Raw genomic sequence first — 23,763 nt, 5'->3', positions numbered from 1 at the left:
GACTCAAGTCGCCGTTCGTTTTTCCTCCCTGCTCTAAAGAGACAGAGCTTCCAAACGTATCGGAGATTTTACGTGACAAATTCGGCGATCGCATTTCCAAGAAGACATTAAACCATCAAATGCGATCGCGGGCAACGAAACTGGAACGTTCAGTCCGGGCGGCGGTGGCGGACCCGGATGCGATCGTTCATTCCATTGATGGCGCGCCCTTGTCGTCAAAATTCCGCGACTTTTCCCCGATATCGAAACTGGAACGTTCAGTCCGGGCGGCGGTGGGGGGGCCCGGATGCGATCGTTCATTCCATTAATGGCGCGGCCTTGTCACCGAGAAGCGATCGCGGGCAACGAAACTGGAACGTTCAGTCCGGGTGTCGGTGGGGGGCCCGGATGCGATCGTTCATTCCATTGATGGCGCGGCCTTGTCACCGAGAAGCGATCGCGGGCAGCGAAACTGGAACGTTCAGTCCGGGTGTCGGTGGGGGGGCCCGGATGCGATCGTTCATTCCATTGATGGCGCGGCCTTGTCACCAAATTTAACGCGATCTTAAATTCTCCCATCGTCGGAACACAGATCCGCCGCCATCTCCCCAAACGCGACCATTTCCGCCGACAGAGGGGCGATCGCGGGGACGGGATTGCCACTATACTTTGAACTGAAAAGCGATTTATGAAAGATAATAATGGCAGCCAAAAACGTGAGTCCCCTGGCCGGGAAAGTGGCCCCCGCCGAGATTTTGGAAGATATTGATCGCCTCCTGGACCAATACTATTGGGTCCACCCCGATCCCAACAATCCCCAACAGCAGGTGAGTTTCGGAACTTCCGGACACCGGGGATCTTCGGCGAACGGCACTTTCAACGAAGATCACATCCTAGCCGTCACCCAGGCGACGGTGGAATACCGGAAAAATCATGGCATCACCGGCCCCCTGTACATGGGGATGGACAGCCACGCCCTCTCGGAACCGGCCCAGAAAACCGCTTTGGAGGTACTCGCGGCTAACGGCGTGGAAACCTGCATCGCCCGGGGAGAAGGGGGGGCCCGCTTCACCCCCACCCCGGCTGTCTCCCACGCCATCCTCACCTACAACCGAAACCGGACGGAAGGTTTGGCGGACGGCATTGTGATCACGCCGTCCCACAACCCCCCCGGCGACGGTGGCTTCAAGTACAACCCCCCCTCCGGCGGTCCGGCTGGCCCAGAAATCACCAAGTGGATTCAGCAGCGGGCGAACGAACTCCTGGCCGAGGGCAATCAGGGCGTGAGTCGCAGCCCGTACCAACAGGCCCTCTACGCCAGCACGACCCATATTTTTGACTTTATCACCCCCTACGTCGCCGACCTGGAAAATATCGTCGATATGGGGGCGATCCGAGACTCAGGAATCCGCATCGGCGTCGATCCGTTGGGAGGTTCCAACATCGCCTACTGGGGACCGATCGCGGAACGTTACGGCTTGAATTTGACGGTGGTGAACGACACCATCGACCCCACCTTCGGATTTATGACTGTGGACCGGGACGGCAAAATTCGCATGGATTGTTCTTCCCCCTACGCGATGGCGAATTTGGTCAAACTCAAAGACGACTACGACATCGCCTTCGGCAACGACACGGACTCGGACCGCCACGGTATCGTCACCCCCAGCATGGGACTGATGAACCCGAATCATTTTTTATCGGTGGCGATTTGGTATTTATTTACGAATCGCGATGGGTGGACTCAAGAGAGTGCGATCGGCAAAACCCTGGTCAGCAGCAGCCTAATTGATCGCGTCGCCAAGGATATCGATCGCAAATTGTGCGAGGTTCCAGTGGGTTTCAAATGGTTCGTTGACGGGTTGTTAGACGGTTGCTTCGGGTTCGGCGGCGAGGAAAGTGCGGGGGCGTCTTTCCTGCGGACGGACGGGACGGTTTGGACGACGGATAAGGACGGGATCATCATGGATTTGTTGGCGGCGGAAATTACTGCCAAAACGGGCAAAGATCCCGGAATTCATTATAAGGAACTGACGGAACGTCTGGGACGGGCTTACTATTCCCGCATCGATTCTCCCGCCACGCCGGAACAAAAAGCCCGGTTGAGTAAGCTGTCGCCGGAGGACGTGAAGGCTTCAACTTTGGCGGGGGATGCGATCGTCGCCAAGATGACGAAGGCGCCGGGAAATGATGCAGCGATCGGCGGTTTGAAGGTAACGACGGAAGAGGGTTGGTTCGCGGCCCGCCCGTCGGGGACGGAGGATGTTTACAAGATCTACGCCGAGAGTTTCAAGGGTGAAGATCACCTGAATCAAATCCTTCAGGAAGCCCAAAATATCGTCAGCGATACGTTTTAGAATCGATGGGGTTTGATCCCCCTAAATCCCCCTTAAAAAGGGGGACTTTGAGAGGAAAGGGGCAAACCGCCCCTTTTTTGTTTTAATGGTGGGTGTCGGATAAAATTCGGCACTGCTTGGGAATCAATTCCCAAGCTATAGCAGACCGTTTTGAATTTTAACCACAGAGACACAGAGAACACAGAGGGAGGATATGTCCTAACCTAAATGAATAGCAGAAATCCTCTCAAGAGGATTGCCAACCTTTTCTACAGCAATTTTCCAGTCGGTGAGGTACGCCGGCTAATTCAAAGTCCCCGTTGAAGTCAAAGCGAAGCATCTTTTTACAGTCAAAAACCTAAATTTACAACAACTGATTTTTCGGGGTAGATATCACGGACATTTCTTGAATGTCCACATCTTCAGTTCCGTAAACGCCCCGGGCGGTGGTGACGAGACTTTCCAGTGTTTCTTCGTTTCTGACTTTTCCTTTCAAGACGACGGTATTTCCGGTTTGTGCCACCCAAACGGATTGCAGATCGGACAATTCCGGATGTTCGTCGAAAGCCAAAGCCACCCGCTTCGCCAAACCGCTTTGGTCGTATTTGCCATCAATTCCCATCCGTTCGGGGGGAACCAATCCCTGGGATTCTTGTACGGCAGGTTGGTCGGAACCCTGGGCATTTTTGACGGCTTGCTTATTTTCGGCTTGTTTGGCTTTTTCTTCTTCCTCGCGTCCGAATAATCGACTCAGCCAACTCATAATCATTCCTCCTGATCGCAAATTTGCAATTTTAATTAGGATAAATAAAAGTTTCTTGCAATTTCATCCATCTGAGGTTATAATTTTATTTGCAATCACTTTTCCTGCGATCGTCGTTGTTGCGCTTCAGCGCCCTTCCGCCGACCTGCCAGCCCAAATCGAAAAGAAAAAAATTTATTAATTGTTGATTGTTAATTGTTAATTGTTCGTCACCGTGAGCAGTTCCACCATGTTAGAAACGGATGTCGTCGTCATTGGCAGCGGGATCGGCGGATTGAGCTGTGTGGCGCTGCTGGCGCGGTACGGCTTCGATGTCGCCGTCTGCGAGAGCCATTCCATCCCCGGCGGTGCGGCCCACGGGTTTGATCGCGGCCGCTACCGGTTCGACTCCGGACCTTCGCTGTACTCTGGCATGAGTTACAGTCCCTCCCCCAACCCCCTGCGGCAGGTATTGGATGCGATCGCGGAATCTCCCGAGTGGGCCACCTACGACACCTGGGGATGCCACCTCCCGGAAGGGCAGTTCGATACGACAACTGCGGGGGGAAACCGCCGTGTCGGAGTGGCGGGAATTGCAGCGGGTGATGGAACCCCTCAAGGATGCGGCGATCGCCCTTGCGCCGCTGGCCCGGCGGCTGGACTGGGGGGTGGCGCTCACCGCCGGACGGCATTTTTTGCCGCTCCTGGGACACATCGGCGACATTCCCAAATTGACGGGCCCGGCCGGGAAAACACGCGATCCACGTCTACACCCCCGGCAACGAACCCTACGATCTGTGGGCGGGACTCGATCGCAATTCCCCCGCCTATCAAAAACGGAAGGAAGAACGGGCCGCCCCGATGTGGGAGGCGTTGGAACGGATTATTCCCGATATCCGTGATCGCGCCGAGGTGACGCTGGTGGGGACGCCCCTCACCCACGAGAGATTTTTGCGTCGTCACCGGGGTTCCTACGGCCGGGCGATCGCGGCTGGGGAGGCCCTGTTTCCGGGAGCGACGACCCCCTTGACGGGGCTGCTGTGCTGCGGAGATTCAACGTTTCCGGGGATCGGTTTGCCGGCTGTTGCGGCCAGTGGCGCGATCGCGGCCAACACCCTCGCCCCCGTGGAAAAGCATTTAGAATTGTTGGGATGCGTGCAGGTCATCGGTAATCGGTAATCAGGAATCAGGAATCGGGAACTGAAACGGCTTTTCTATAAGGCTTTTAAGAATGATCGATCCTCGGATCGACTAATTCGCCATAGCCGGACGGATCAAAATCACGGTGCAGTTGCAGCCGCGGGCGATCGTCTCCGGGAGGTTGCCGTGGATTGCGCGTTGGAGCATTCCTTCCCGGCTGGCGCCGACAACGACGACATCGCACCGTTCTTTGTGGACGACATCCAAGACGGCGTCAGCGACGGAATGGGCGCAGACGGAACTCATCGTCACGGAGCCGTTGAGGCGGTGGCCCCAATTCTCCACTTCCAACTGTAACCGGCGCAATTCCGAGTCAGAAATATTCTTTTTCACCACCTTCAATAACCGCACGTCCGGCTGCAAACTCAAATTCACCAAACCGGGCAAAATCCGCATCGCCGCGGCGTGTCGCACTCCCGTCCGCAGGGGCACCAGCCACCGTCGCCAGATCGGAAATTGCAGCGATCGTCGCCCGGAGGGATGGTTAAAAATGCGGTGTACGTCCCGCCCCCACTTCACCAAAACCACTTCCCCGGGTGCCTGGCGGATAATCGCATCGACCACCGATCCAAAGATGCGGTCGGCGGTGGATTTTTCCCCCTGCCACCCCATCAAAGTCAGGTCGATGTGTCGCTCCTTCACGGTCTCCAAAATCGCCTGGGTGACGTCGTGGGCGACCCTGACCTGGGTGTGGAGGGGCACTTGCCAGCGGCGGGCGATGCGTTCGGCTTCCCGCAGTAGTTGGCGGCTTTTAGTGATCCGGACGGAGGTTTCGGCGGGCAGTTGATGCCGGGGAATAGTAATAATCGTCAGGCATTCCAACTCATAATTCCGTTCCCGGGCGATGGAGGCGGCGACGTGGAGTAGGGCGGCGGCGGTTTTGGGGTTGTACAGGGACACCAGAATCCGGCCGTTGCCCACGCAGGGGCCCTGGGTCTGATAGACGACGTAGGAGGGGACTGGGTGGGGTCCGACTTGGGTGGTTTCCCCGCTCAGGTATCCCAGTTCGCCGCGGATGATGTCGCTGCGGGTGATGATGCCCACCAGGTGTCGCCCCTCCACGACGGGAAGGCGGCTCAACTTCTGGCGTCCGAGGAGGTAGAGCACTTCGCTGAGGGGGGCGTCCGGCTGGATGGTGACGGGTTGGGGGGTCATCAACTTGTAGAGGGGGGTGTCTTCCGGGAGTTCGTGTTTGTGAATTCTCGCCATGTCGGTTTGGGTGATGATGCCGACCAATTTGCCTTGATCGACGACGGGGAAGCCGCGGTGGTGCGATCGCGAAAAGGCCTGCATCACCTGTCCGACGCCGAGTCGGTAGTCGAGGGTTTCCACCTGTCGCTGCATGACATCCTCGGCCCGCAGGGTATTCAAAGAAACGTGGTCGCCGGGGTCGGGGCGGTCGAGTTCGATGCCGTTCAACTCCAGGAGGCGATCGTAGAGGGACTGTTTGTCGAGCTTTTCGGCCATCAGGTAGGCGGTGATCGAACAGACCATCAGGGGGAGCACCAAATTGAAATCGGCGGTCATCTCAAACACGATGACCACGGCCGTCACCGGTGTCCGGGACACGGCGCAGAAGAACGCGCCCATCCCCGCGAAGGCGTAGGTGGTGTGGGGTTGCAGGTCGATGGTGGAGGCTTGCCAGAGGCCGATGGTGTCCCCCAAGGCGGCGCCCAAAATCAGGGACGGGGCAAATAACCCCCCGGGCGCCCCGGAACCTGCGGCGATGCTGGTGAGGGAAAACTGCACGACGAAGGCCAGGGCGGTGGTCGTCCAGAGAATGTTACCGCTGAGGATAAACTCCCGCAACCCGGCATTGTCCCGAAAGGTGGCGGGGAGGATGGAGACGACCCCGCCGCAGATCAACCCGGCTTGGGCCATCCGCAGGGGCAGGCCCAGCTTCAGGGTGTGGCGGTTGAGCTTTTGGAGGGCGACGATCGCCCGGCTGAAGAGGACGCCGAAGGCTCCCGACAGGATGCCGAGGAGGATGTAAAAGGGGATTTCCGGCAGTTCGATGAGCCATTCCTGGTAGAGGGTTTCGACGGGGGTGGAGGTGGCGGGGGGGATGCCCATTTCTTGATTTCCCAACAGCCTAGACACCACCGCCCCGGTAAAGGAGGCGATGATAGCCGGTCCGAGGGTGAGGCCGGAGACGTCGTGGAGGAGGTCTTCGACCACGAACAACACCCCGGCGATGGGGGCGTTGAATCCGGCTGCGAGCCCGGCGGCGGCTCCGCAGGCGATCAGTTGGCGGCGGTAGTTGGGGGAGGTGGGGACCCAGCGGCTCACCCAGGCGGCGAGGGACGCCCCGATCTGCACGGTCGGTCCCTGTCGCCCCAGGGTGAATCCGGAGGCCATCGTCACCATCGTGCCGACGAGTTTGACGAGGGCGACGCGCAGGTCGAGGGAAATTTTCGTCCCCCCCAGGGCAGCTTTGACTTGTGGGATACCGCTGCCGGCTGCTTCCGGGGCGACCCGCTCCACCAGGAACCCGGCCAGGAAGCCGCCGCAGACGCCGAGCAGGGGCAGGAACGGCCAGGCGGAGTATTGGGCGGAGCCGTGTACGCGCCAGGAGCCCAAGAATCCGGCTCCCGCCCGCAGGCAGAAGGCGGCGATCCCGGAAATCAACCCGATCAAACAGGCTTCAAAAATTGCCAGACGCTTGGGGCCGCCGATAAATTGCTGGGCGATGGCGCGGAATTGAAACTGTAGCTGTTCGCGGGTGGGAAGTCGCCGGCTCATAGGGGGAAGTTGAAGGGACGGGTAACGCGATCGCCCCGACGGTGGGATCTGGGGGGAGTTCGGGTCAAAAAATACCACCGCCGGTCAGTCGCATTTTCTGTTCAGACTGCTGGCAAATTCCGGATACGCGAGTATTATAGGTGGTTTTAACTTCCCCTGGCAGGGGGTCGAACATTGGGATCTCAAATCTGTGCGATCGCCTAATCTTCCCACCCCAGGGCGCGACTGATTTGGTGGGAAATATCGAGGGGATCGAAGGGTTTGCCGACCACCGCCACGGCCCCCAGACCCAAGCACCAGTCCCGTTCGGCGGGGGAATGCTTGGCGGTAAGGAAGACCACCGGGATGGAAGCGGTGGTCGAATTGGCTTTCAGGCGTTTGATGGTGGCGGCTCCGTCCATGTCGGGCATCATCACGTCCAGGAGGATAGCATCGGGTTGCGATCGTTGAGCCAAGTCGAGTCCCTCGGCGCTGGAGGATGCCACCATCACCTCCCATCCCGCTTCAAGTTCCAAACAGCGCCGGGTGACGATCAAAATATCCTCTTCATCGTCGATCATCAAAATTCTTTTAGTCATCAATTGTCCCTGGTCAATTGTCCCTGGTCAACTATCAATTATCAATTTCTCCCCCACCGAAATTACAACTGCGGACTTGATTGCGTCCGGCTTCTTTAGCCGAGTAGAGTGCGGCATCTGCGGAGCGGTAGAGGGACTGCAAATCCGGGCCGTCGTCGGGATACTGGGCCACCCCGGCGCTGAATGTCACCGAAATAACCCTCCGATCTTCGGAAACCAGAGCTTCCAGACGCCACCGTTCCAAAACCGTTTCCAGGCGTCGGAGGCCGTCCGCCTTGCCGGTGCCGTACATCGCCACGGCAAATTCTTCACCGCCCCAGCGTCCAACGACATCCTCCTTGCGGAAGACACTTTGCAGCAGTTCCCCGAAGCGGTGCAGGACCCAATCCCCCGTGGCGTGGCCGTAGCGGTCGTTGATCTCTTTGAAATGGTCGAGATCCAAAATAGCGAAACACAGGGGTTGTTTTTGGCGGCCGGCCATGCGGAGGAGGCGGTTGATGTCCTGGCTGGATTTCTGGCGGTTCGCGACCCCGGTGAGGGTATCAACTTCCGCGAGGTTGCGCCACAGGCGGCTGCGGTGCAGGCGGTTGAACAGGCGTGCGATCAGTTCCGGGCCAACCACAGGTTTGCCGATGAAGTCGTCGGCGCCGGCGCCGAAGACCCGGGAGATAGTTTCGGGGTCGGTGTGGCTGGTCAAAATCAGGATGGGCAGGTAACGCCAACGGGGTTCGTTGCGAATCACCTGGCAGAGTTCGATGCCGTTGTAGTGGGGCATTTCCACGTCCAGGATGAGCAGGTCGGGGGTGGAGAGTTCCAGGGCTTCCCAAAACTTGCGGGGGGTGCCGAGGGTTTCCACCTGGAGGCCGAAGGGGGACAGGAGGGTGGTGAGCAGTGCCAAAATTTGCGGGTCGTCGTCGATCGCCATGATCCGGCCCCGGGTAATATTATTTTGCAGGACTTCCGTGGCCAGATCCAAAATCTGCTCGGTGGGCATCGGTTTTTGCAAGAAGGCGCGGCTGCCCAGACGGCAGACGGTGAGGCGATCGATGAAATTAGCCCGCACGGAGAGGACGACGACGGGAATTTCCGGGCGGTGGTAGGCGAGGTCTTCCAAGAGCATGAACCCATCTTCTTCGGGGCTGGGAAAATTGAGGTCTAACAGGATCAAACTGGGTGTGGATTCCACCAGCATGGCTCGGGCGACGCCAACGCTCGGTGCCGTCCGGGCTTCCATGCCGCGGATTTTGGCTTCCCGGGCAATTTGTTCGCTCAACAGGGTGTCGTCATCAACGATCAACAGGCTGGGGCAGTCCTTGAGGTGGGGGGAGGGGACTTGGGACTCGGAAATCGATTCTCGGGGGTGTCTTTGGAGGACTTCGTAGAGTTCATCCGTCCACTTTTGAAGCTGGTGGTGTTGGTAGGGGTTCAGGGGTTGGTCGCCGGAGAGCAAATATTCGATTTTCCGGGCCAGTTGGGAGCCGCGGGCGAATCCGAAGGTTCCCAAGGAACCGGCGAGTTTGTGGGCTTCTTGGTAGGCTTGCCGGCGATTGGGTTCGAGTTTGACATCTGGATGGTTCAGGCTTGCCAGATCTTGAATAACCTGAACGCGGGCGATGGTTTTTTCTCGAATGTTTTCCCAAATTTGGCTGACGGCTTCGAGTACGGACTGGTCGGACTGAGATTTGGGGGCAGGGGGCGGGGCGGAATTTTTGAGACGATATCCCAGACCGTAGACATTTTCGATGGTATCAAAGGCGGCCCCGGCGGCTTTCAATTTCATCCGCAGACTTTTGACGTGGGCTCGGACGGTGTTTTCCGAGGGCGGTTCTTCTCCGGACCACAGGTGTCCGATGATGGTGTCGTAGCTGAAAACCCGGCAGGGGCTGCGGAGCAACAGTTCCAAAAGGCCGTATTCTTTGGGGGTGAGGGGGAGGGCCGAGCCGTCGTAGGAAATTTCGCAGTGGGCCGGGTCCAGCCGCAGGTTGCCCCAACTGAGGACGGGGGGCGTGGAGATCACCCCCCGGCGCAACAGGGCGCGGACCCGGGCGATCAATTCCGGGAGCACGATGGGTTTGACCAGGTAATCGTCGGCTCCGGCGTCGAGTCCGAGGACTTTATCCTGGCAGGTGTCCCGGGCGGTGAGCAGGAGGACGGGCATCTGGTAGCCGCGCGATCGCAGTTTCCGGCACAGGGTGATGCCATCGAGTTTGGGGAGCATCACGTCGAGCAGGATCAAATTGTAGTCGAAGGTTTGAACGTAGTTCCACCCTTCTTCTCCGTCCGCGGCGATGTCCACCACATAATTCTGGGATTTGAGAAGTTTGACCAGTTCTTCTGCGAGTTGTTCGTCATCGTCAATGAGAAGGATTTTCATGGGTCAATGCCATCCGATTCTTGATGGGGGTATCGGCCAGAAAGCGTTTTCAAAAGTGTCGTCTTCGACCGGTTGGTTTTCAATTCCGATCCGACTCGTGCGATCGCCGTTTTCAATGGGTTGATGGTGGGGCGAAAATTCCGTCCCACCTGAGATTTTAACTAATTTTTAGTTTCAAAAAATGGGTATTTGGAGGGAAGACGGAGTGACCCTGGAGGGGGGGCTGAGATTTCCCGTCCCCACGGAGGATGACCTTTCAAATTTGCGGTTTTTGATCGCCGGCAAGAAACCGCGTCGAGACCGAAAAATCGCGCCATTTTGCCAGCCGTGGAGAATCGGGACCCCAATGACAGCCGCCCCAACTCTATCCAAACAATTATATCTCACCCGTGTCGAGTTTTTTTTCGGGTCAGGTCTTCTCAACATCTCCAACTGTCAACTCGGGTCACGAAGACCGTATCGGCTGGGACGGTTTCAATTCAAATCCCGGTCGGGAGGTGACGGCGGAGCGATCGCTTTCCCAGGTAAAAATCGGGGGATCTCGCCCCCGCCGCCCCTGTAAAGAAATGTAAAATCACCGCCCATTTTGACTCCCCGAGCAATCGCGGTAAGATCGGCTCAACATTGGCAACCCCACCTCGACTGGGAAAAATCGGAATCCATGAAACCGAAAATCAAAGATCAACTCGCGTGGCAACAAGCAGAATTACTCATGCAACCCGCCCTGATCCGAATCCTGGACACCATCCGCCAACACCTAGAAACCTCCGGTTGGAAGGGCAGTTACGAAACCGTCCAAACGCCCTATCCGGGCTACCTGCTGAAGCTGGAACGGGACGGCCGGGAAGTCAGCGTGGATATTTGGGATCTGTGCTATCAAATCTGTTTCCGGGACTACTCCCCCACCCACGCCGATGCAGAAACCCGGGAAGTTGACATCGACACCAGCCTGATCGACGATGCGGGGGAGGTGGACTGGAATCGACTTGATCGCAAAACCCGAGATATCATCGAGGATCTGTTCGCCAATTTAACCCCGACGGAATCATGATTCAAACCCTACACGACATCCAAACATCGACGGGCGCCGTATTCGACGACTCCGGCGCGGTTCCCCTCAGTTTCAATAATGACGCCGAAGCGATCGCGGCCACTCAAACGGGGGCGGCCCTGTGCGATCGCTCCCACTGGGGGCTGCTGAAACTCTCGGGCGAAGATCGCCTCACCTTCCTCCACAACCAGAGCACCAACCAAATCAGCGCCCGGGAGCCCGGACAGGGGTGCGACACCGTTTTCGTCACCTCCACCGCCCGCACCATCGACCTCGCTACAGCCTACATGACCGAGGACGCGGTGTTGCTGCTGGTGTCCCCCAACCGTCGCGAGTATTTGCTCGAATGGCTTGATCGCTACATTTTTCCGATGGATCGAGTGAAATTGCAAGATCTCGGCGACGAATTCGCCCCCTTCAGCGTGATCGGACCCCAGAGCACCCAAATGTTGGAGAAGCTAGGGGTGGCGGTTCGGGCAAATTTGCCCCCCGGCCACCACTGGGTAACGGAGTTGGGGGGTGCGGCGGTGCGGATCGCGGCGGGTAGTGGTTTGGCGACGGCGGGATATACCCTCATCGTCCCCGCAGAGGCGGCTGCACCCCTGTGGAATTCCTTAACCGAGGCCGGGGCCATTCCGATGGGCGATCGCGTTTGGGAGCGGCTCCGCATCGAACAGGGGCGTCCGGTTCCCGATCGCGAACTGACGGAAGATTACAACCCCCTAGAAGCCGGACTGTGGGAAACGATTTCTTTTGAAAAAGGCTGTTATATCGGCCAGGAAACCATCGCCCGCCTCAACACTTATAAAGGTGTCAAACAGCGGCTTTGGGGGATTCGCCTGCGGGAGGCTGCCGAGCCCGGAACGGCGATCGTCCTGGAGGGCAAAAAGGTAGGCAAACTGACGAGCGTCATCGAAACGGAGGCCGGTCCATTCGGGTTAGCCTACGTCCGCACCAAAGCCGGGGGGCCGGGGTTGACGGTGGAAGTGGGAACCACAGCGGGAGAAATCGTCGAGGTTCCGTTTTTGAGCCACCCTCAAGAGTCGTGAATGGGACATAATAGAAATCAGCCGGTCGCAGATCGGGGGTCCGTCTCCGTCCCGTGAGTTAATTGTTTGACCGATGAAACTTTTTTCCCGTCTGCCGGCTCGAATTGTCGCCGGATTTCCCCTGCGAGTCGTTTTGATCGTCCCATTTTTACTGCAAATTTTCGGGACGGTCGGACTCGTGGGGTATCTGTCCTACCGAAACGGACAGCAGGCGGTAGAAGATTTAGCGGCCCAGTTGATGGACGAGGTGAGCGATCGCGTCGAACTGTATTTGGAAACCTATTTGGCGACGCCCGAACTGATCAATCGCATCAATGCGGATGCCGTCCGCAACGGCCAACTGGATTTACAAAATTTACCCCAGTTGGAACGGCATTTTATCGCTCAAATTCAACAGTTTGAATCGGTCAGCACGATCCTGTTTGGAGGTCCCGACGGCCGGTTCAGAACCATCCACCGGACTCCTTTTTGGGACGATCGATTAGAGCTGGGCAAATCCGATCCGGTGAATCCGGATAGATTTGATGTTTATGCGATCGAAAATCAGGGTCGTTCAATTCGTCTATTTGACACATTAAATCCGTTTCCGGTGCGCGATCGTCCCTGGTATCAGTCAGCGGTCGAGAATCGATGGCGGGGATGGAGCGAACTCTTTCAAATTGGTCAAGAGCCGTCCCTTGCCGTGAATGCCTACCATCCCATTTACGACTCGGAAACCTCCGAATTAATCGGCGTCTTTTCAGTCAATTTGAGTTTGATCGACATCAGCAATTTTCTCGGCTCCATGACCCTCGGTCCGTCCGGCGAAGTTTTCATTATCGAAACCGACGGCGATCTGATCGCGAGTTCGGCCGACGAAACGCCGTTCGAGGTCGAAGAAACCCAAACCCTGCAAAAGCGTTATCGTCAGTTGCGGCCCCATGAGAGCGAAAATGATCCGATATCGGTCGCCGGCAGATATCTGAAATCCGGCGATGTAGACCTGTCTAAAATTGACCGAAAAGAAAAGGTAAACTTTGTCGAAAATGGCAAAAAATATTTTATTAAAATCGTCCCTTTTGATGCCAAGATTAAAGATTGGTTTGTGATCGTCGTCGTCCCCGAATCCGACTTCATGACGAGGATTGATGCCAATACGCGGATGACGGTTATTTTATGTCTGGTGGCTTTGGGGGTGGCGACGGTTTTGGGAATTGTTACCGTCCGTTGGATCGTTCAGCCGATATTAAAAATCAATAATGCTGCCAAAGAAATCGCGATCGGAAATTGGGGGCAACATATCCGAATCGAGCGAAAGGATGAATTGGGAGAATTGGCTGATTCCTTCAATCAAATGGCTGTCCAATTGCAAACATCTTTCGCCCGACTCAAAGAGAGCGAAAATCGCCTGACTCAATATTTAGAAGCCCTGCCGGTGGCGGTTTCCGTCCACGATGCCACGGGACGGCTGTATTATGCCAATCAAACCAGCAAAAAAATATTGGGAATTCAATCGCCTTTAGATGCCGGAACGCCAGAACTCAGTCGGGCTTATCAAGTGTATCGTTCCGGAACTGAAAAAACTTATCCGGCGGAGGATTTACCGGTTGTCAGAGCTTTAAAAGGAGAACTGTTTTACGCCGACGATCTTGAGATTAACGCGGGCGATAAAGTCGTACCCATCGAAGTGTGGGCGACCCCAATTTACGACGATTTCCGTCAGGTCGTGTACGCGATCGCGGCATTTCAAGACATCACCCAGCGAAAACAAGCTGAACGGGTTTTAGCAGACTATAATCGCACGTTGGAAGCCACAGTAAACCGGCGGACTCAAGAACTGGCGGAAGCGAAAGAAAAAGCCGAAGTTGCCAACCAAGCCAAAAGTTTGTTTATCGCCAATATGAGCCACGAACTCCGCACGCCGCTGAATGCGATCATCGGCTTTTCTCAAATTATGAATCGTTCCGATCGCCTGTCGCCGGAGGAACGGGAAAATATCGAGATCATCAACCGCAGCGGGGAATATTTGCTGACCCTAATCAATCATATTTTGGATCTGTCGAAAATTGAGGCGGGAAAAATGAGCTTAAATCCCCAAAATTTCGACCTGTACCGGCTGTTGGACGAGATCGAAGAATTATTTAAACTGCGATCGCGCGATCGGGGATTGCAGCTCAATTTTGACCGGGCGGAGGACGTTCCCCGATACGTTCAAACCGACGAGCTGAAATTGCGGGAAGTTTTGATCAATTTGCTGGCCAATGCCGTCAAATTTACCCGCCGGGGTGGCGTGTCGGTGAGAGTGAGGAACCGGCCGACGGAACCGGAACCCCCGACGCGGACTTTGTGGTTTAAAGTCGAAGATACGGGGGTCGGCATTGCCCCGGAAGAAATCGACCAACTGTTTGAATCGTTCAGCCAAACTGAAAGTGGAAAAAAAGTCCAAGAGGGGACGGGTTTGGGGTTGTCGATCAGTCGAAAATTCGTGCAACTGATGGGGGGCGAAATTCGGGTAAAAAGTCGGGTGGGATTCGGGACGGTTTTTGACTTTAATATTGAGGTGAAGTTGGTTCGAGAAACGGATATTGAAACTCCCGCCCCGGCCCGCAGGATTACGGGCCTCGCCCCCAATCAACCGAATTACAAAATTTTGATCGTCGATGACAATTCCCTCAACCGGCAACTGCTGGTCAAATTGCTGAATCCGCTGGGATTTGAGTTAAAAGAGGCGGCGGACGGAAAAGAGGCGATCGCCATTTGGGAGGACTGGCAACCCCATTTAATTTGGATGGATATGAGGATGCCCGTGATGGACGGTCACGAAGCGACCCGACGGATTAAAATGAACTCGAAGGGGCGAGAAGCGAAAATTATTGCCATTACTGCCAGCGTGTTAGAAGAGGATAAAAATCAGATCGTCGCGGCCGGATGCGATGATTTCGTCCGCAAACCGTTTCGAGAAGCGGTAATTTTTGAAATTTTAGAAAAATATTTGAAAGTTTGCTATGTTTATGAACAAACCGATGGTTCGGCAGGCAGAAAAGCTGATTTTTCCTTGGATGTCGCTCGCCTGGAGGTCATGCCGACAGATTGGTTGGTGCAGTTTCGCCAAGCCGCGATCGATTTGGATGATGATTGGGCTTTGGAACTGATCGCTAAAATTCCCGAAAATCACGCTTCTCTAGCCACCGCATTGACAGATTGTGTCAATCAATTTCGTTTCGATATAATTATCGATTTAATTGGAAAAATCGACTATGAGTCTACCTTTGAAACCCGCCCAACCTGACCACATCTTAATTGTTGACGATCAGCCCGAAAATCTCAAAGTCTTGACTCAGATGCTATCCCAGGAAGGGTACAAGCTGAGAAAGGCGATCGGCGGTGAAATCGCCCTGAAATCGGCATTTTCCAAGCCCCCAAATTTGATTCTTCTCGACATCCGGATGCCCGGAATCGACGGTTATGAAGTGTGTCAGAAATTAAAAGAAAATCCCCAAACCTCGGAAATTCCGATCATTTTTATCAGCGCCCTCGATGACCCTTTAAATAAAGTCAGAGCCCTAGAAATTGGCGGAAATGATTATATCACAAAACCCTTCCAGATTCAAGAGGTGATCGCCCGAGTTCGGCTCCAGTTGCGGCTGCAAAATCAAAAAAAACAGTTGGCAGAAAAAAATCGGCAACTTCAGCAAGAAATTGCCATTCGAGAGGAAGTAGAAAGCCACTTAAGGATACTGGATCAGGCGATTTCTGCCTGTCGGAACGGTGTCATCATTGCCGATGCCACTCAATCCGAAAATCCGATCATTTACGTCAATCCCGCCTTTGAACGAATTACCGGCTACTCCCGATCGGAAGTGGTGGGGAAAAATGGCCGTTTTCTACAGGGTACGGATCGCGATCAACCGGGGTTGGGGGTCGTCCGAAAAGCGCTGAAAAATCATGATAATTGTTGGGTGGAACTGCGGAACTACAAAAAAGACGGAACTCTATTTTGGAATGACGTGTCCATTTCTTCGGTGCGGAACTCTGAGGGGATTGTCACCCACTATATCGGCATCCAAACGGACATCACCGATCGCAAAAATATGGAGGAGGCTTTGAAGGCATCCGAGGCAAAATTTGCATCCGCCTTTCGGTCGAGTCCCGACCCGATCGCGATTTCGACCCTAGAAGACGGGCGCTATTTGGACATCAACGAAAGTTTTTGCAGTTTGATGCAGTATTCCCGGGAAGAGGCGATCGGAAAAACGAGTGCAGATCTCAACATTTGGGCTGACCCAGAAAATCGTTTACTCTACAACCAAGGACTTATAATGTCGGGCTACATTCGCGACAAAGAATTGCAATTTCGCACCAAAAACGGCGAAATCAAAACGATGCTAGTTTCGGCGGAATTGATAGAATTTTGGGGTCAAACTTGCGTTTTGACGGTCGGAAAAGATATCACCGAGCGCCAAAAAATTCAGGCTGCTTTGGAAGAAGCAAACCGACAGTTGCAGCATTTGGTAAACGTTGACGGTTTGACGCAGGTGGGGAATCGCCGCAGCTTCGACGAAAGGCTATATCAAGAATGGTGTCGGGCGAGCCGGGAACGACAACCCCTTTCTTTAATTCTGTGCGATGTCGATGACTTTAAAGCGTACAATGATTGTTACGGTCATCAGCGGGGAGATAACTGTTTAATTCAAGTCGCCAAAGCGATACGAGAGGCTCTCAAACGCCCCGCCGATTTCGTCGCCCGCTACGGGGGCGAAGAGTTCGTGGTGGTCTTGCCCAATACGGATATTGACGGGGGGGTGGAAGTGGCGGAACGGATTCGCACCCGCATCCGACACCTGCAAATTCCCCACGAAAAATCTCGGGTGAGTCAGTTTGTCACCCTCAGTATGGGGCTCGCCAGCCAGGTTCCGAATTGTTGTGCGACTGCGGTGGAAACGTTCGTCAATGCGGCCGATCGCGCCCTCTACCGAGCCAAACAAAACGGACGCGATCGCATCGAGATCGGAACCGTCAATTTTTCGGGCGATATGGCGCTATAACTGCCAGTAAAATAGCAAGGAAAATCGGCCGATCGCCCGCTCCTTTAAAGGTCGCTTCTTCCAGTCTTTCCAATTCGCCAAATAACTCTTCTCAAACGCCCCCAAAAATAGAGATTCCATGGGTTCCGCGAGATAGCGATCGCGCAACGTTAAATTCAACTCCTCATTTTGGAAAAAACTGCGAGGATCGAAATTCGCACTCCCCATACTCACCCAATCCTCATCGATCAATAATACCTTCGCGTGCATCATGCTGGGTTGGTATTCGTAAATCTCAATTCCCCCTTTTAATAAACAAGGATAAAGCTCCCGTGATGTATAATGAACGTAGGGTTTATCACAGCGTTTTCCCATCGTCAAAATCCGGATTTCCACCCCCCGCTTTCTCGCTTCCAACAGCAATTCTCGCGAGTTCGGATCGGGCAGAAAATAGGGACTGGCGATCCAAATTCGCCGCCTCGCCCCCGCGATCAAAGATTGAAATAAAGCGCGAATTCCGGAGTCCCGATAGCTGGGATCTTCCCCAGCGGTGACAATAATCGGTTCTTCGTCGCTTTCGTGGGGGCAAAGGTGATGTTCGGTAAAATCGGCGGTTCCCCCGGCATCCAGCCAATGTTGCAGGAAAATCCCCTGCAAGCGCGTCACCACCGGCCCCTGATATCGAACCTCATAATCCAACCAAGGAACTTGGGAATTATTCTTGTCTTTCCCATCCCAATCGTCTGCAAATCCCGCCCCGCCGACGAGGGCAACATTACCATCAATTAACAACAATTTGCGGTGATTTCGCTTCAAATGATAGAGGATATCTTTCCAACTAAATTCATTAAAAAAACGCACTTCAACGCCCGCATCTTCCAAATTTTTCCAATAGGATTTTGGCAGGGACTGGGTTCCGAAATCATCGATCAAGACTTGCACTTTTACCCCTTCCCTGGATTTTTTGACAATCGCTTCGGCGAATTGATCGGCGCGATCGCCGGGTAAGATAATAAAGGTTTCAAACTGGATCGACTCTTTCGCTTTTGCGATCGCGTCAAATCGGGCGGCGTAAATCCGTTCCGCCTCCACCCAAAATCCGGTCACTTTGCCGCAGCTAATAAAAGAGTCCGACAGGCAGGCGACGGTAAACCCGAAACTTTCGGCATCGGGGGCGGGCACATTTTTGAGGTGGTACTGGCGGCGTTCCCGGAAAACGCCCCGCAGGTAGAGGGTGAGAAAGATCAGCAGGACGAAAAAGAGGACGATTCCCCCCACCGATCCAAGCCATTCGGCAATCAATTCAATCATCATCCGACGGTTTGTAATTCAGATAATCGTTGTGTTCGATAATATCCGATTAAACCGCCGGCTAACATCACTTCAACTTGGCGATCGCTGAGGCTGTAGTTGACGCGGTAGGTGAGGTCCCGGGTGCGGTTTTTGAGAGCGATCGTGTCTCCCTCTTCGATCGCACGCCGCAAGTCCAGCAATTCCAACTCGTCCCCCGCCTTGATGGAGTCGTAATCCTCCGGGTCGATAAATTCCAGGGGTAAGATGCCGAAATTGGCGAGATTTTGCCAGCCGATGCGGGCGTAGGATTTGGCGATGACGGCGATCTGTCCCAAATAGCGGGGGGCGATCGCGGCGTGTTCCCGACTCGACCCCTGGGCGTAATTTTCCCCCGCAACGATGACGTGTCCGCCGTATTTTTCCTGGGTTTCTTTGGCGCGATCGGAGAAACTTTCGTCCACCATATAATAGACAAAATCGCTGATGCCGGGAATGTTGCTGCGGAACGGCAACACCCTCGCCCCGGCGGGGAGAATTTCGTCGGTGGAAATGTTGTCGCCCACCTTCAACAACACCGGAACTTCGGCGCGATCGGGCAGGGCGGGAAACTCGGGAAACGACTTGATATTCGGCCCCTTTACGAGTTCGATATCTCGATTGTCCGCCGGGGGTTCCACCAACATATCCGTGTTGATAATCAATTTTTCCGGCGCTTTAAACCGGGGATATTTCATGTCATAAATATTTTCCAAATCCCGAGGATCGGTAATTTTTCCCGTCAGTGCCGCCGCCGCCGCCGTCTCCGGACTGCACAAATAAACTTGGTCGTCCGCCGTGCCCGAACGTCCGGGGAAATTGCGCGGCATCGTCCGCAGGGAGATTTGGTCGGACGCGGGGGCCTGTCCCATGCCGATGCACCCCAGACACCCCGCCTGGTGGAACCTCGCGCCGCTGTGGATCAGGTTGAGGAAGGCGTCGTCCATCGCCGCCAAATTTTCCACCAATTGGCGGGAGGTGGGATTGACATCGAAAGAAACGCGATCGCTGGCGACCTTATTTTTGACGATTTCGCTGACGATCCAAAAGTCTCGCAACCCCGGATTTGCCGAAGATCCGACGACAACCTGATTCACATCTCGCCCTTCCACCTCGCGAACCGGAACCACATTTCCGGGACTCGAAGGACAGGCGATCAGCGGCAGCAATTCCGACAGATTAATTTCTTCATCAATGTCGTAGGTTGCATCCCCGTCGGCGACCAATTCCATCCAGTCATCTTCCCGATCTTGGGAATATAAAAAGCGGCGGGTTTCGTCGTCGGAGGGGAAGACGGTACTCGTCGCCCCCAATTCCGTCCCCATGTTGGCGATGACGTGGCGATCCATCGCGCTGAGGGATGCCAAACCGGGGCCGTAATATTCGACAATTTTACCCCGTCCCCCATCGACATCGTGGCGGCGCAACATTTCCAAAATCACGTCTTTCGCACTCACCCAGTCCGGCAAACGTCCGGTCAATTTGACCCCCCAAACTTGGGGCATTTTGATGTACATGGGTTCTCCGGCGATCGCCATCGCCACGTCCAAACCCCCCGCACCGAACGCCAACATTCCCAACCCTCCGGCGGCGGGGGTGTGGCTGTCGGAACCGATCAAGGTTTTGCCGGGGATGCCGAACCGTTCCATGTGGACGGCGTGGGAAATGCCGTTTCCGGCGCGGCTGTACCAGATCCCGAATCGCTGGCAAGCCGATCGCAAAAATAAGTGATCGTCGGCATTTTTATAGTCGGTTTGCAATAGATTGTGATCGACGTATTGGGCCGATAGTTCGGTTTTGACCCGATCCAAACCCATCGCCTCCAATTCCAACATCACCATCGTCCCGGTGGCGTCTTGGGTGAGGGATTGGTCGATGGTGAGCCCGATCTCTTCCCCCGGTTCCATTTTGCCGGAAACCAGATGAGATTGAATTAGTTTCTGTGTAACGTTTAAACCCATAGATAGATTGATATTTCGTCCCGAATTGAGTTGAACGATACCACGGTTTTGGGGGTGCGATCGTCTATCTGAGGGGGGAAATATCCCCCTAAATCCCCCTTTGTCAGGGGGACTTTAAGAAAAATTCTCCCCCCTTATTAAGGGGGGATGGGGGGGATCTGCAACTTTCATCGGGGGGAAATATCCCCCTAAATCCCCCTTTGTCAGGGGGACTTTGAGAAAAATTCTCCCCCCTTATTAAGGGGGGATGGGGGGGATCTCCACCTGTTACGGGGCCGTAAAATTACCTTAAATACCTCTTAATCATGGGGGATTTTAAAACAATGATTCCCTCTTGCACATTTGACAGCAGTCCGGCCGTTTCCCCAGATCGCCCTGACTAAAGAATCGGCGATCGCATATCCCAACTCCACCGGGACGGCATTGCCGATCTGTCGCATCGATTCCGTCCAAGAACCCCAAATTTTGTACCGATCTGGAAAGGTTTGAATTCGTTTGGCTTCCAAGGTTGTGTAATACCGTACCCGGCCGTCCGGATAACGGATCATATTTTCTCCCCCCGGAACCCCATGATCTCCCGCTTTTAAGGCTTTTGAGGGTAAATCGATATAGCTTCCCGTATGTCCGGGATAGGGTTTTGCACCCCTTCTGAGGACGTGATCTTCGGCGAAATTGCCGCAGTCGTCCGGTTCGGGAAGGTCGCCGATGCGATCGCGCACGGTTTGCCAGGGTTGGAAAGGTGGGGCAAATAGAGGCGGTTGTCGCCCCATTTTTTCAATTCTTTTTTGCAGTCTCAGATCCCAATTTTCAATGTTTATATTTTTGAGGCCGTGGCGATCGCAATAATTCCGACTCACGAATTGCGACCAAAGCAACGCATCTAAAGAATGGGTCGGTTTTGGAAAATCCCATTCGACCTCTAGATCGTCCCTGATTCCGACGATAAAAACCCGTTCTCGAATTTGAGGAACGCCGTAATCCGTCGCATTCAATAATGAAAATTTGACGTTATATCTGATCCCAGCATATGTGTCGGAAGCGTCAATTTTTTTGAGTCTCTTCCGATGTTCTCCCCAATCTTCAGAATCTTTGATTTTCACTTCTGGATACGTCAGCCTCAAAATGATATATTCAAAATAGCTTTGAAATGATTTTCTCAAAATACCTTTGACATTTTCAAAGATAAAAGCCTCGGGCGTACAAGTGGCGATCGCTTGGCAAACCGATGGAAACATATCCCGTTTATCTAGATTACCTTTGTGCTTTCCTCCCATTGAAAAGGGTTGACAGGGGGGGCCGCCTGCCATCAAGTCTACCGAACCAAATTCAGTCAAATCGAATGAGCGAATATCTAGATTGTAAACCCGTTTTTTATCGTAATTCTGGGATAGTGTTTGACAGGCATTCTGATTCCACTCTACAAATGCTTTATGCCGGACTCCAGAGCGACTAATCCCCATCGCCAGCCCTCCCGCACCCGCAAATAATTCTAAGCAAGAAATTTCGGACATATTCTTAATCTATATTTTGCAAAAATTGTTCGATTTTATTGTAGAGATAGTTTTGATCTGCATGGGAGCCTTGACATTTTTCTGCCCAAGGTCGCCCCGGATGACAAACATCCCAGTCGGACTTCCCTTGTTGATATCGACCTTTTCCAGGATCGTGATTTCCGAAACCATCAATCAAAGTATTCCAAATGGGTTGATATTGGCGGATGAGTGCAGCTTCAACCGTCCCGATCAAATCACTTTCTTTGCCTTCGAGAATTATCAATCGACAGTGATAGTCCGATAGGTCGAGACCTTCTCCCACACTGATGCTACGACCATGCTCCCGAATCCGATTGTAAAGTTCATAACTGGTAGATTGATCGGATGATGATTTTCTGGCTTGCCTCCACCCTTTTGGAACAGCTTTTCCGACGTAAATAGGGGTGCGAAGAACCAAACCTTGCATATATCCCGGATTGTGACCGGCAATAAATGGCATAAACACCGGTGCCATTGAAACGGTTTTCAATGGGAAGTTTGTAGACCTGAGTTTGATTGAAAAAATCTATTGTATCTTGTATAGTTTTGTCGAATTCGGCGGATTTATAAGCATGATTTGATCGGTCAAATTCAGTCATTTTATTGATATTATTATCTGACTGGCATTTATTATAAGTCATTTTTTACCCAAAAAACAAGGGGGCTTGAAGCCCCTTGTCTTGACTGCACTCAAGTGAAGACTACGAACGGTTTTTTCGACACTTAAATCAAGATAACAATTGGCTGACAATCTGTTGGTAGGCGCGATCGTTCATCCCGGCGCCGCTGTCGGCCGATCGCGGGTCGATATATTGAATCATGGTTTCGATGCGATCGCGGGTGGCGGGGTGGGTGCTCAAAAAGGTGGGGGGGGAACCGCTGCTGAGGAGTTTAGCCATGAAATCGACGGCGGCCCGCTGGGCGTATCCGGCCCGCCCCAAATTGACGATCCCCAACCGGTCTGCCTCGTATTCGGCACTGCGGCTGTTGGGCCGTCGGAGGGCGAGTTCGACCCCGATCGCGACGGCCATGTTGCTGTCGAGTCCGGCGGCGGAGGCGACACCCTGGGCGATCGCCATTTCCCGCATTTGTTCGATGGCGTGGCGTCCGACGATATGTCCGATCTCGTGGGCGATGACGCTGGCGAGTTGAGCCTCGTTATCCGCCGCGGCGATCAAACCGGTGTGCACGTAGACGAACCCCCCCATCGTCGCGAAGGCGTTGATGCGGGAGTCATCCACCACCTGAAAAGTGTAGGGAATATCGGGGCGATCGCTGGCCCGGACGAGTCGCTGGCCGATTTGGTTGACATACTCCGTCAAGGCCGGGTTGGGGTGGAGGCGAAACTCTTTCCCCACCATTTGATCGTTAATTTGTTGACCGATCGCCACCTCTTGGCGGTCAGAAATGGTGGATAATTGAATAACTTGAATACCCCGAAAGATCAACTCTTCAATGGAAATCGCCCGGGTCGCCGGCAGGGAGCCCAACCCAATCCCGCAGGCGATACTCAGGGACACCAAAGAATACAGCAGCCGACGGGAGTGCCGTCTCAGTATTGGAAAAAGAAATTTAAACATCATCTATAAATTGAATAAAAAGGGGACAGACTCGAACATTGCGGGGGTTTCAAGGGCCGGAAGTTTCGGGCGGCAGGGCTTCGCGAGTCGCACCGCAGACGGGACGCCCATCGAGGTTTTTTCTTTGAGGGTGAGATACCCGAGGCCGAAAAGGGTTCTTGCATCGTTCGGGAAACCGTCCGGCGAACCGGAAGGCCGAACCGATCGCGGGCCGTCTCCCCTGGCGACCGCCATTAGGGGTCGAGAGAGAAGTCACCTTCTCCCCCTCCCATTCTCCAAGCGTGCATGAGACTTTCGCCTCACACGG

17 protein-coding genes are annotated in these 23,763 nt (G+C 54.3%); 8 read left to right on the top strand and 9 right to left on the bottom strand.

Annotated elements, in window-relative coordinates; genetic code table 11:
• Nucleotides 1-198 precede the first annotated feature (198 nt).
• Both AC0QHF_RS24205 and pgm read left to right on the top strand, forming a co-directional pair.
• On the top strand, nt 199-537 hold the full coding sequence (locus tag AC0QHF_RS24205; RefSeq protein ID WP_324706824.1) for a hypothetical protein: 339 nt from the start codon (nt 199-201) through the stop codon (nt 535-537).
• 143 nt (nt 538-680) lie between these two features.
• Nucleotides 681-2,336 carry a phosphoglucomutase (alpha-D-glucose-1,6-bisphosphate-dependent) gene (gene pgm, locus AC0QHF_RS24200; protein ID WP_324706823.1) on the top strand — a complete coding sequence of 552 codons (1,656 nt, stop codon included), beginning with the start codon at nt 681-683 and terminating at the stop codon, nt 2,334-2,336.
• A 343-nt stretch (nt 2,337-2,679) separates the two neighbouring features.
• On the opposite strand, the gene AC0QHF_RS24195 is transcribed toward pgm, so the two are convergent.
• On the bottom strand, nt 2,680-3,078 hold the full coding sequence (locus tag AC0QHF_RS24195) for a phospholipid-binding protein (RefSeq protein ID WP_324706822.1): 399 nt from the start codon (nt 3,076-3,078) through the stop codon (nt 2,680-2,682).
• 229 nt (nt 3,079-3,307) lie between these two features.
• Here AC0QHF_RS24195 and AC0QHF_RS24190 point away from each other — a divergent pair, with 229 nt between their 5' ends.
• Both AC0QHF_RS24190 and AC0QHF_RS24185 read left to right on the top strand, forming a co-directional pair.
• Nucleotides 3,308-3,973 (top strand): phytoene desaturase family protein, encoded by a 666-nt coding sequence (locus AC0QHF_RS24190; protein ID WP_473113741.1) that lies wholly within the window; start codon nt 3,308-3,310, stop codon nt 3,971-3,973.
• A complete protein-coding gene (locus AC0QHF_RS24185) occupies nt 3,919-4,236 on the top strand; it encodes a hypothetical protein (RefSeq protein ID WP_473113742.1) in 318 nt (105 codons plus the stop codon). The genes AC0QHF_RS24190 and AC0QHF_RS24185 overlap by 55 nt, the downstream gene beginning before the upstream one ends.
• A 72-nt stretch (nt 4,237-4,308) precedes the next feature.
• On the opposite strand, the gene AC0QHF_RS24180 is transcribed toward AC0QHF_RS24185, so the two are convergent.
• The 3 genes from AC0QHF_RS24180 to AC0QHF_RS24170 form a co-directional block, all read right to left on the bottom strand.
• Nucleotides 4,309-6,999, bottom strand: coding sequence for a chloride channel protein (locus AC0QHF_RS24180; RefSeq protein WP_324706821.1), 2,691 nt, complete (start codon nt 6,997-6,999; stop codon nt 4,309-4,311).
• Nucleotides 7,000-7,199: 200 nt separating this feature from the next.
• Nucleotides 7,200-7,580, bottom strand: a complete 381-nt coding sequence (locus tag AC0QHF_RS24175; RefSeq protein WP_375341463.1) for a response regulator — start codon at nt 7,578-7,580, stop codon at nt 7,200-7,202.
• Between the two features lie 31 nt (nt 7,581-7,611).
• Nucleotides 7,612-9,951: a response regulator gene (locus AC0QHF_RS24170; RefSeq protein ID WP_324706819.1), complete on the bottom strand. Its 2,340-nt coding sequence runs from the start codon at nt 9,949-9,951 to the stop codon at nt 7,612-7,614.
• 661 nt (nt 9,952-10,612) lie between these two features.
• Between AC0QHF_RS24170 and AC0QHF_RS24165 the strand changes: the two genes are divergently transcribed.
• The 4 genes from AC0QHF_RS24165 to AC0QHF_RS24150 all read left to right on the top strand — a co-directional run bounded on the left by AC0QHF_RS24165 (nt 10,613) and on the right by AC0QHF_RS24150 (nt 17,075).
• Complete coding sequence (locus AC0QHF_RS24165) at nt 10,613-11,002, top strand: hypothetical protein (protein WP_324706818.1); 390 nt, start codon at nt 10,613-10,615, stop codon at nt 11,000-11,002.
• Nucleotides 10,999-12,051, top strand: coding sequence for a CAF17-like 4Fe-4S cluster assembly/insertion protein YgfZ (gene ygfZ, locus AC0QHF_RS24160; protein ID WP_324706817.1), 1,053 nt, complete (start codon nt 10,999-11,001; stop codon nt 12,049-12,051). Before AC0QHF_RS24165 ends, ygfZ begins: the two co-directional genes overlap by 4 nt.
• 73 nt (nt 12,052-12,124) lie before the next feature.
• On the top strand, nt 12,125-15,319 hold the full coding sequence (locus AC0QHF_RS24155; protein ID WP_324706816.1) for an ATP-binding protein: 3,195 nt from the start codon (nt 12,125-12,127) through the stop codon (nt 15,317-15,319).
• Nucleotides 15,288-17,075: a diguanylate cyclase domain-containing protein gene (locus AC0QHF_RS24150; RefSeq protein WP_324706815.1), complete on the top strand. Its 1,788-nt coding sequence runs from the start codon at nt 15,288-15,290 to the stop codon at nt 17,073-17,075. Before AC0QHF_RS24155 ends, AC0QHF_RS24150 begins: the two co-directional genes overlap by 32 nt.
• Here the strand turns inward: AC0QHF_RS24150 and AC0QHF_RS24145 are convergent.
• The 5 genes from AC0QHF_RS24145 to AC0QHF_RS24125 all read right to left on the bottom strand — a co-directional run bounded on the left by AC0QHF_RS24145 (nt 17,070) and on the right by AC0QHF_RS24125 (nt 23,456).
• Nucleotides 17,070-18,368 carry a phospholipase D-like domain-containing protein gene (locus AC0QHF_RS24145; RefSeq protein ID WP_324706814.1) on the bottom strand — a complete coding sequence of 433 codons (1,299 nt, stop codon included), beginning with the start codon at nt 18,366-18,368 and terminating at the stop codon, nt 17,070-17,072. The two genes, AC0QHF_RS24150 and AC0QHF_RS24145, sit on opposite strands and share 6 nt — an antisense overlap.
• The gene (locus tag AC0QHF_RS24140; RefSeq protein WP_324706813.1) at nt 18,365-20,344 is read right to left on the bottom strand and encodes an aconitate hydratase; all 1,980 of its coding nucleotides are present in this window, start codon (nt 20,342-20,344) and stop codon (nt 18,365-18,367) included. Before AC0QHF_RS24140 ends, AC0QHF_RS24145 begins: the two co-directional genes overlap by 4 nt.
• Nucleotides 20,345-20,643: 299 nt before the next feature.
• Nucleotides 20,644-21,855, bottom strand: a complete 1,212-nt coding sequence (locus AC0QHF_RS24135) for a DNA cytosine methyltransferase (protein WP_324706812.1) — start codon at nt 21,853-21,855, stop codon at nt 20,644-20,646.
• Between the two features lie 4 nt (nt 21,856-21,859).
• Nucleotides 21,860-22,351: an Eco29kI family restriction endonuclease gene (locus AC0QHF_RS24130; RefSeq protein ID WP_324706811.1), complete on the bottom strand. Its 492-nt coding sequence runs from the start codon at nt 22,349-22,351 to the stop codon at nt 21,860-21,862.
• A gap of 253 nt (nt 22,352-22,604) precedes the next feature.
• Complete coding sequence (locus tag AC0QHF_RS24125) at nt 22,605-23,456, bottom strand: M48 family metallopeptidase (RefSeq protein ID WP_324706825.1); 852 nt, start codon at nt 23,454-23,456, stop codon at nt 22,605-22,607.
• Nucleotides 23,457-23,763: the final 307 nt, after the last annotated feature.

Source organism: Lyngbya sp. CCY1209, assembly GCF_055795065.1.
This window is presented reverse-complemented; position numbering and strand designations above follow the sequence as displayed.

Excerpts from the sequence above, each read along its gene's own strand:
- AC0QHF_RS24205 (WP_324706824.1), top strand. The coding sequence starts at position 199 with ATGGCGCGCCCTTGTCGTCAAAATTCCGCGACTTTTCCCCGATATCGA.
- pgm (WP_324706823.1), top strand. The coding sequence starts at position 681 with ATGGCAGCCAAAAACGTGAGTCCCCTGGCCGGGAAAGTGGCCCCCGCC.
- AC0QHF_RS24195 (WP_324706822.1), bottom strand. The coding sequence starts at position 3,078 with ATGAGTTGGCTGAGTCGATTATTCGGACGCGAGGAAGAAGAAAAAGCC.
- AC0QHF_RS24190 (WP_473113741.1), top strand. The coding sequence starts at position 3,308 with ATGTTAGAAACGGATGTCGTCGTCATTGGCAGCGGGATCGGCGGATTG.
- AC0QHF_RS24185 (WP_473113742.1), top strand. The coding sequence starts at position 3,919 with ATGTGGGAGGCGTTGGAACGGATTATTCCCGATATCCGTGATCGCGCC.
- AC0QHF_RS24180 (WP_324706821.1), bottom strand. The coding sequence starts at position 6,999 with ATGAGCCGGCGACTTCCCACCCGCGAACAGCTACAGTTTCAATTCCGC.
- AC0QHF_RS24170 (WP_324706819.1), bottom strand. The coding sequence starts at position 9,951 with ATGAAAATCCTTCTCATTGACGATGACGAACAACTCGCAGAAGAACTG.
- AC0QHF_RS24165 (WP_324706818.1), top strand. The coding sequence starts at position 10,613 with ATGAAACCGAAAATCAAAGATCAACTCGCGTGGCAACAAGCAGAATTA.
- ygfZ (WP_324706817.1), top strand. The coding sequence starts at position 10,999 with ATGATTCAAACCCTACACGACATCCAAACATCGACGGGCGCCGTATTC.
- AC0QHF_RS24155 (WP_324706816.1), top strand. The coding sequence starts at position 12,125 with ATGAAACTTTTTTCCCGTCTGCCGGCTCGAATTGTCGCCGGATTTCCC.
- AC0QHF_RS24150 (WP_324706815.1), top strand. The coding sequence starts at position 15,288 with ATGAGTCTACCTTTGAAACCCGCCCAACCTGACCACATCTTAATTGTT.
- AC0QHF_RS24145 (WP_324706814.1), bottom strand. The coding sequence starts at position 18,368 with ATGATGATTGAATTGATTGCCGAATGGCTTGGATCGGTGGGGGGAATC.
- AC0QHF_RS24140 (WP_324706813.1), bottom strand. The coding sequence starts at position 20,344 with ATGGGTTTAAACGTTACACAGAAACTAATTCAATCTCATCTGGTTTCC.
- AC0QHF_RS24135 (WP_324706812.1), bottom strand. The coding sequence starts at position 21,855 with ATGTCCGAAATTTCTTGCTTAGAATTATTTGCGGGTGCGGGAGGGCTG.
- AC0QHF_RS24130 (WP_324706811.1), bottom strand. The coding sequence starts at position 22,351 with ATGGCACCGGTGTTTATGCCATTTATTGCCGGTCACAATCCGGGATAT.
- AC0QHF_RS24125 (WP_324706825.1), bottom strand. The coding sequence starts at position 23,456 with ATGTTTAAATTTCTTTTTCCAATACTGAGACGGCACTCCCGTCGGCTG.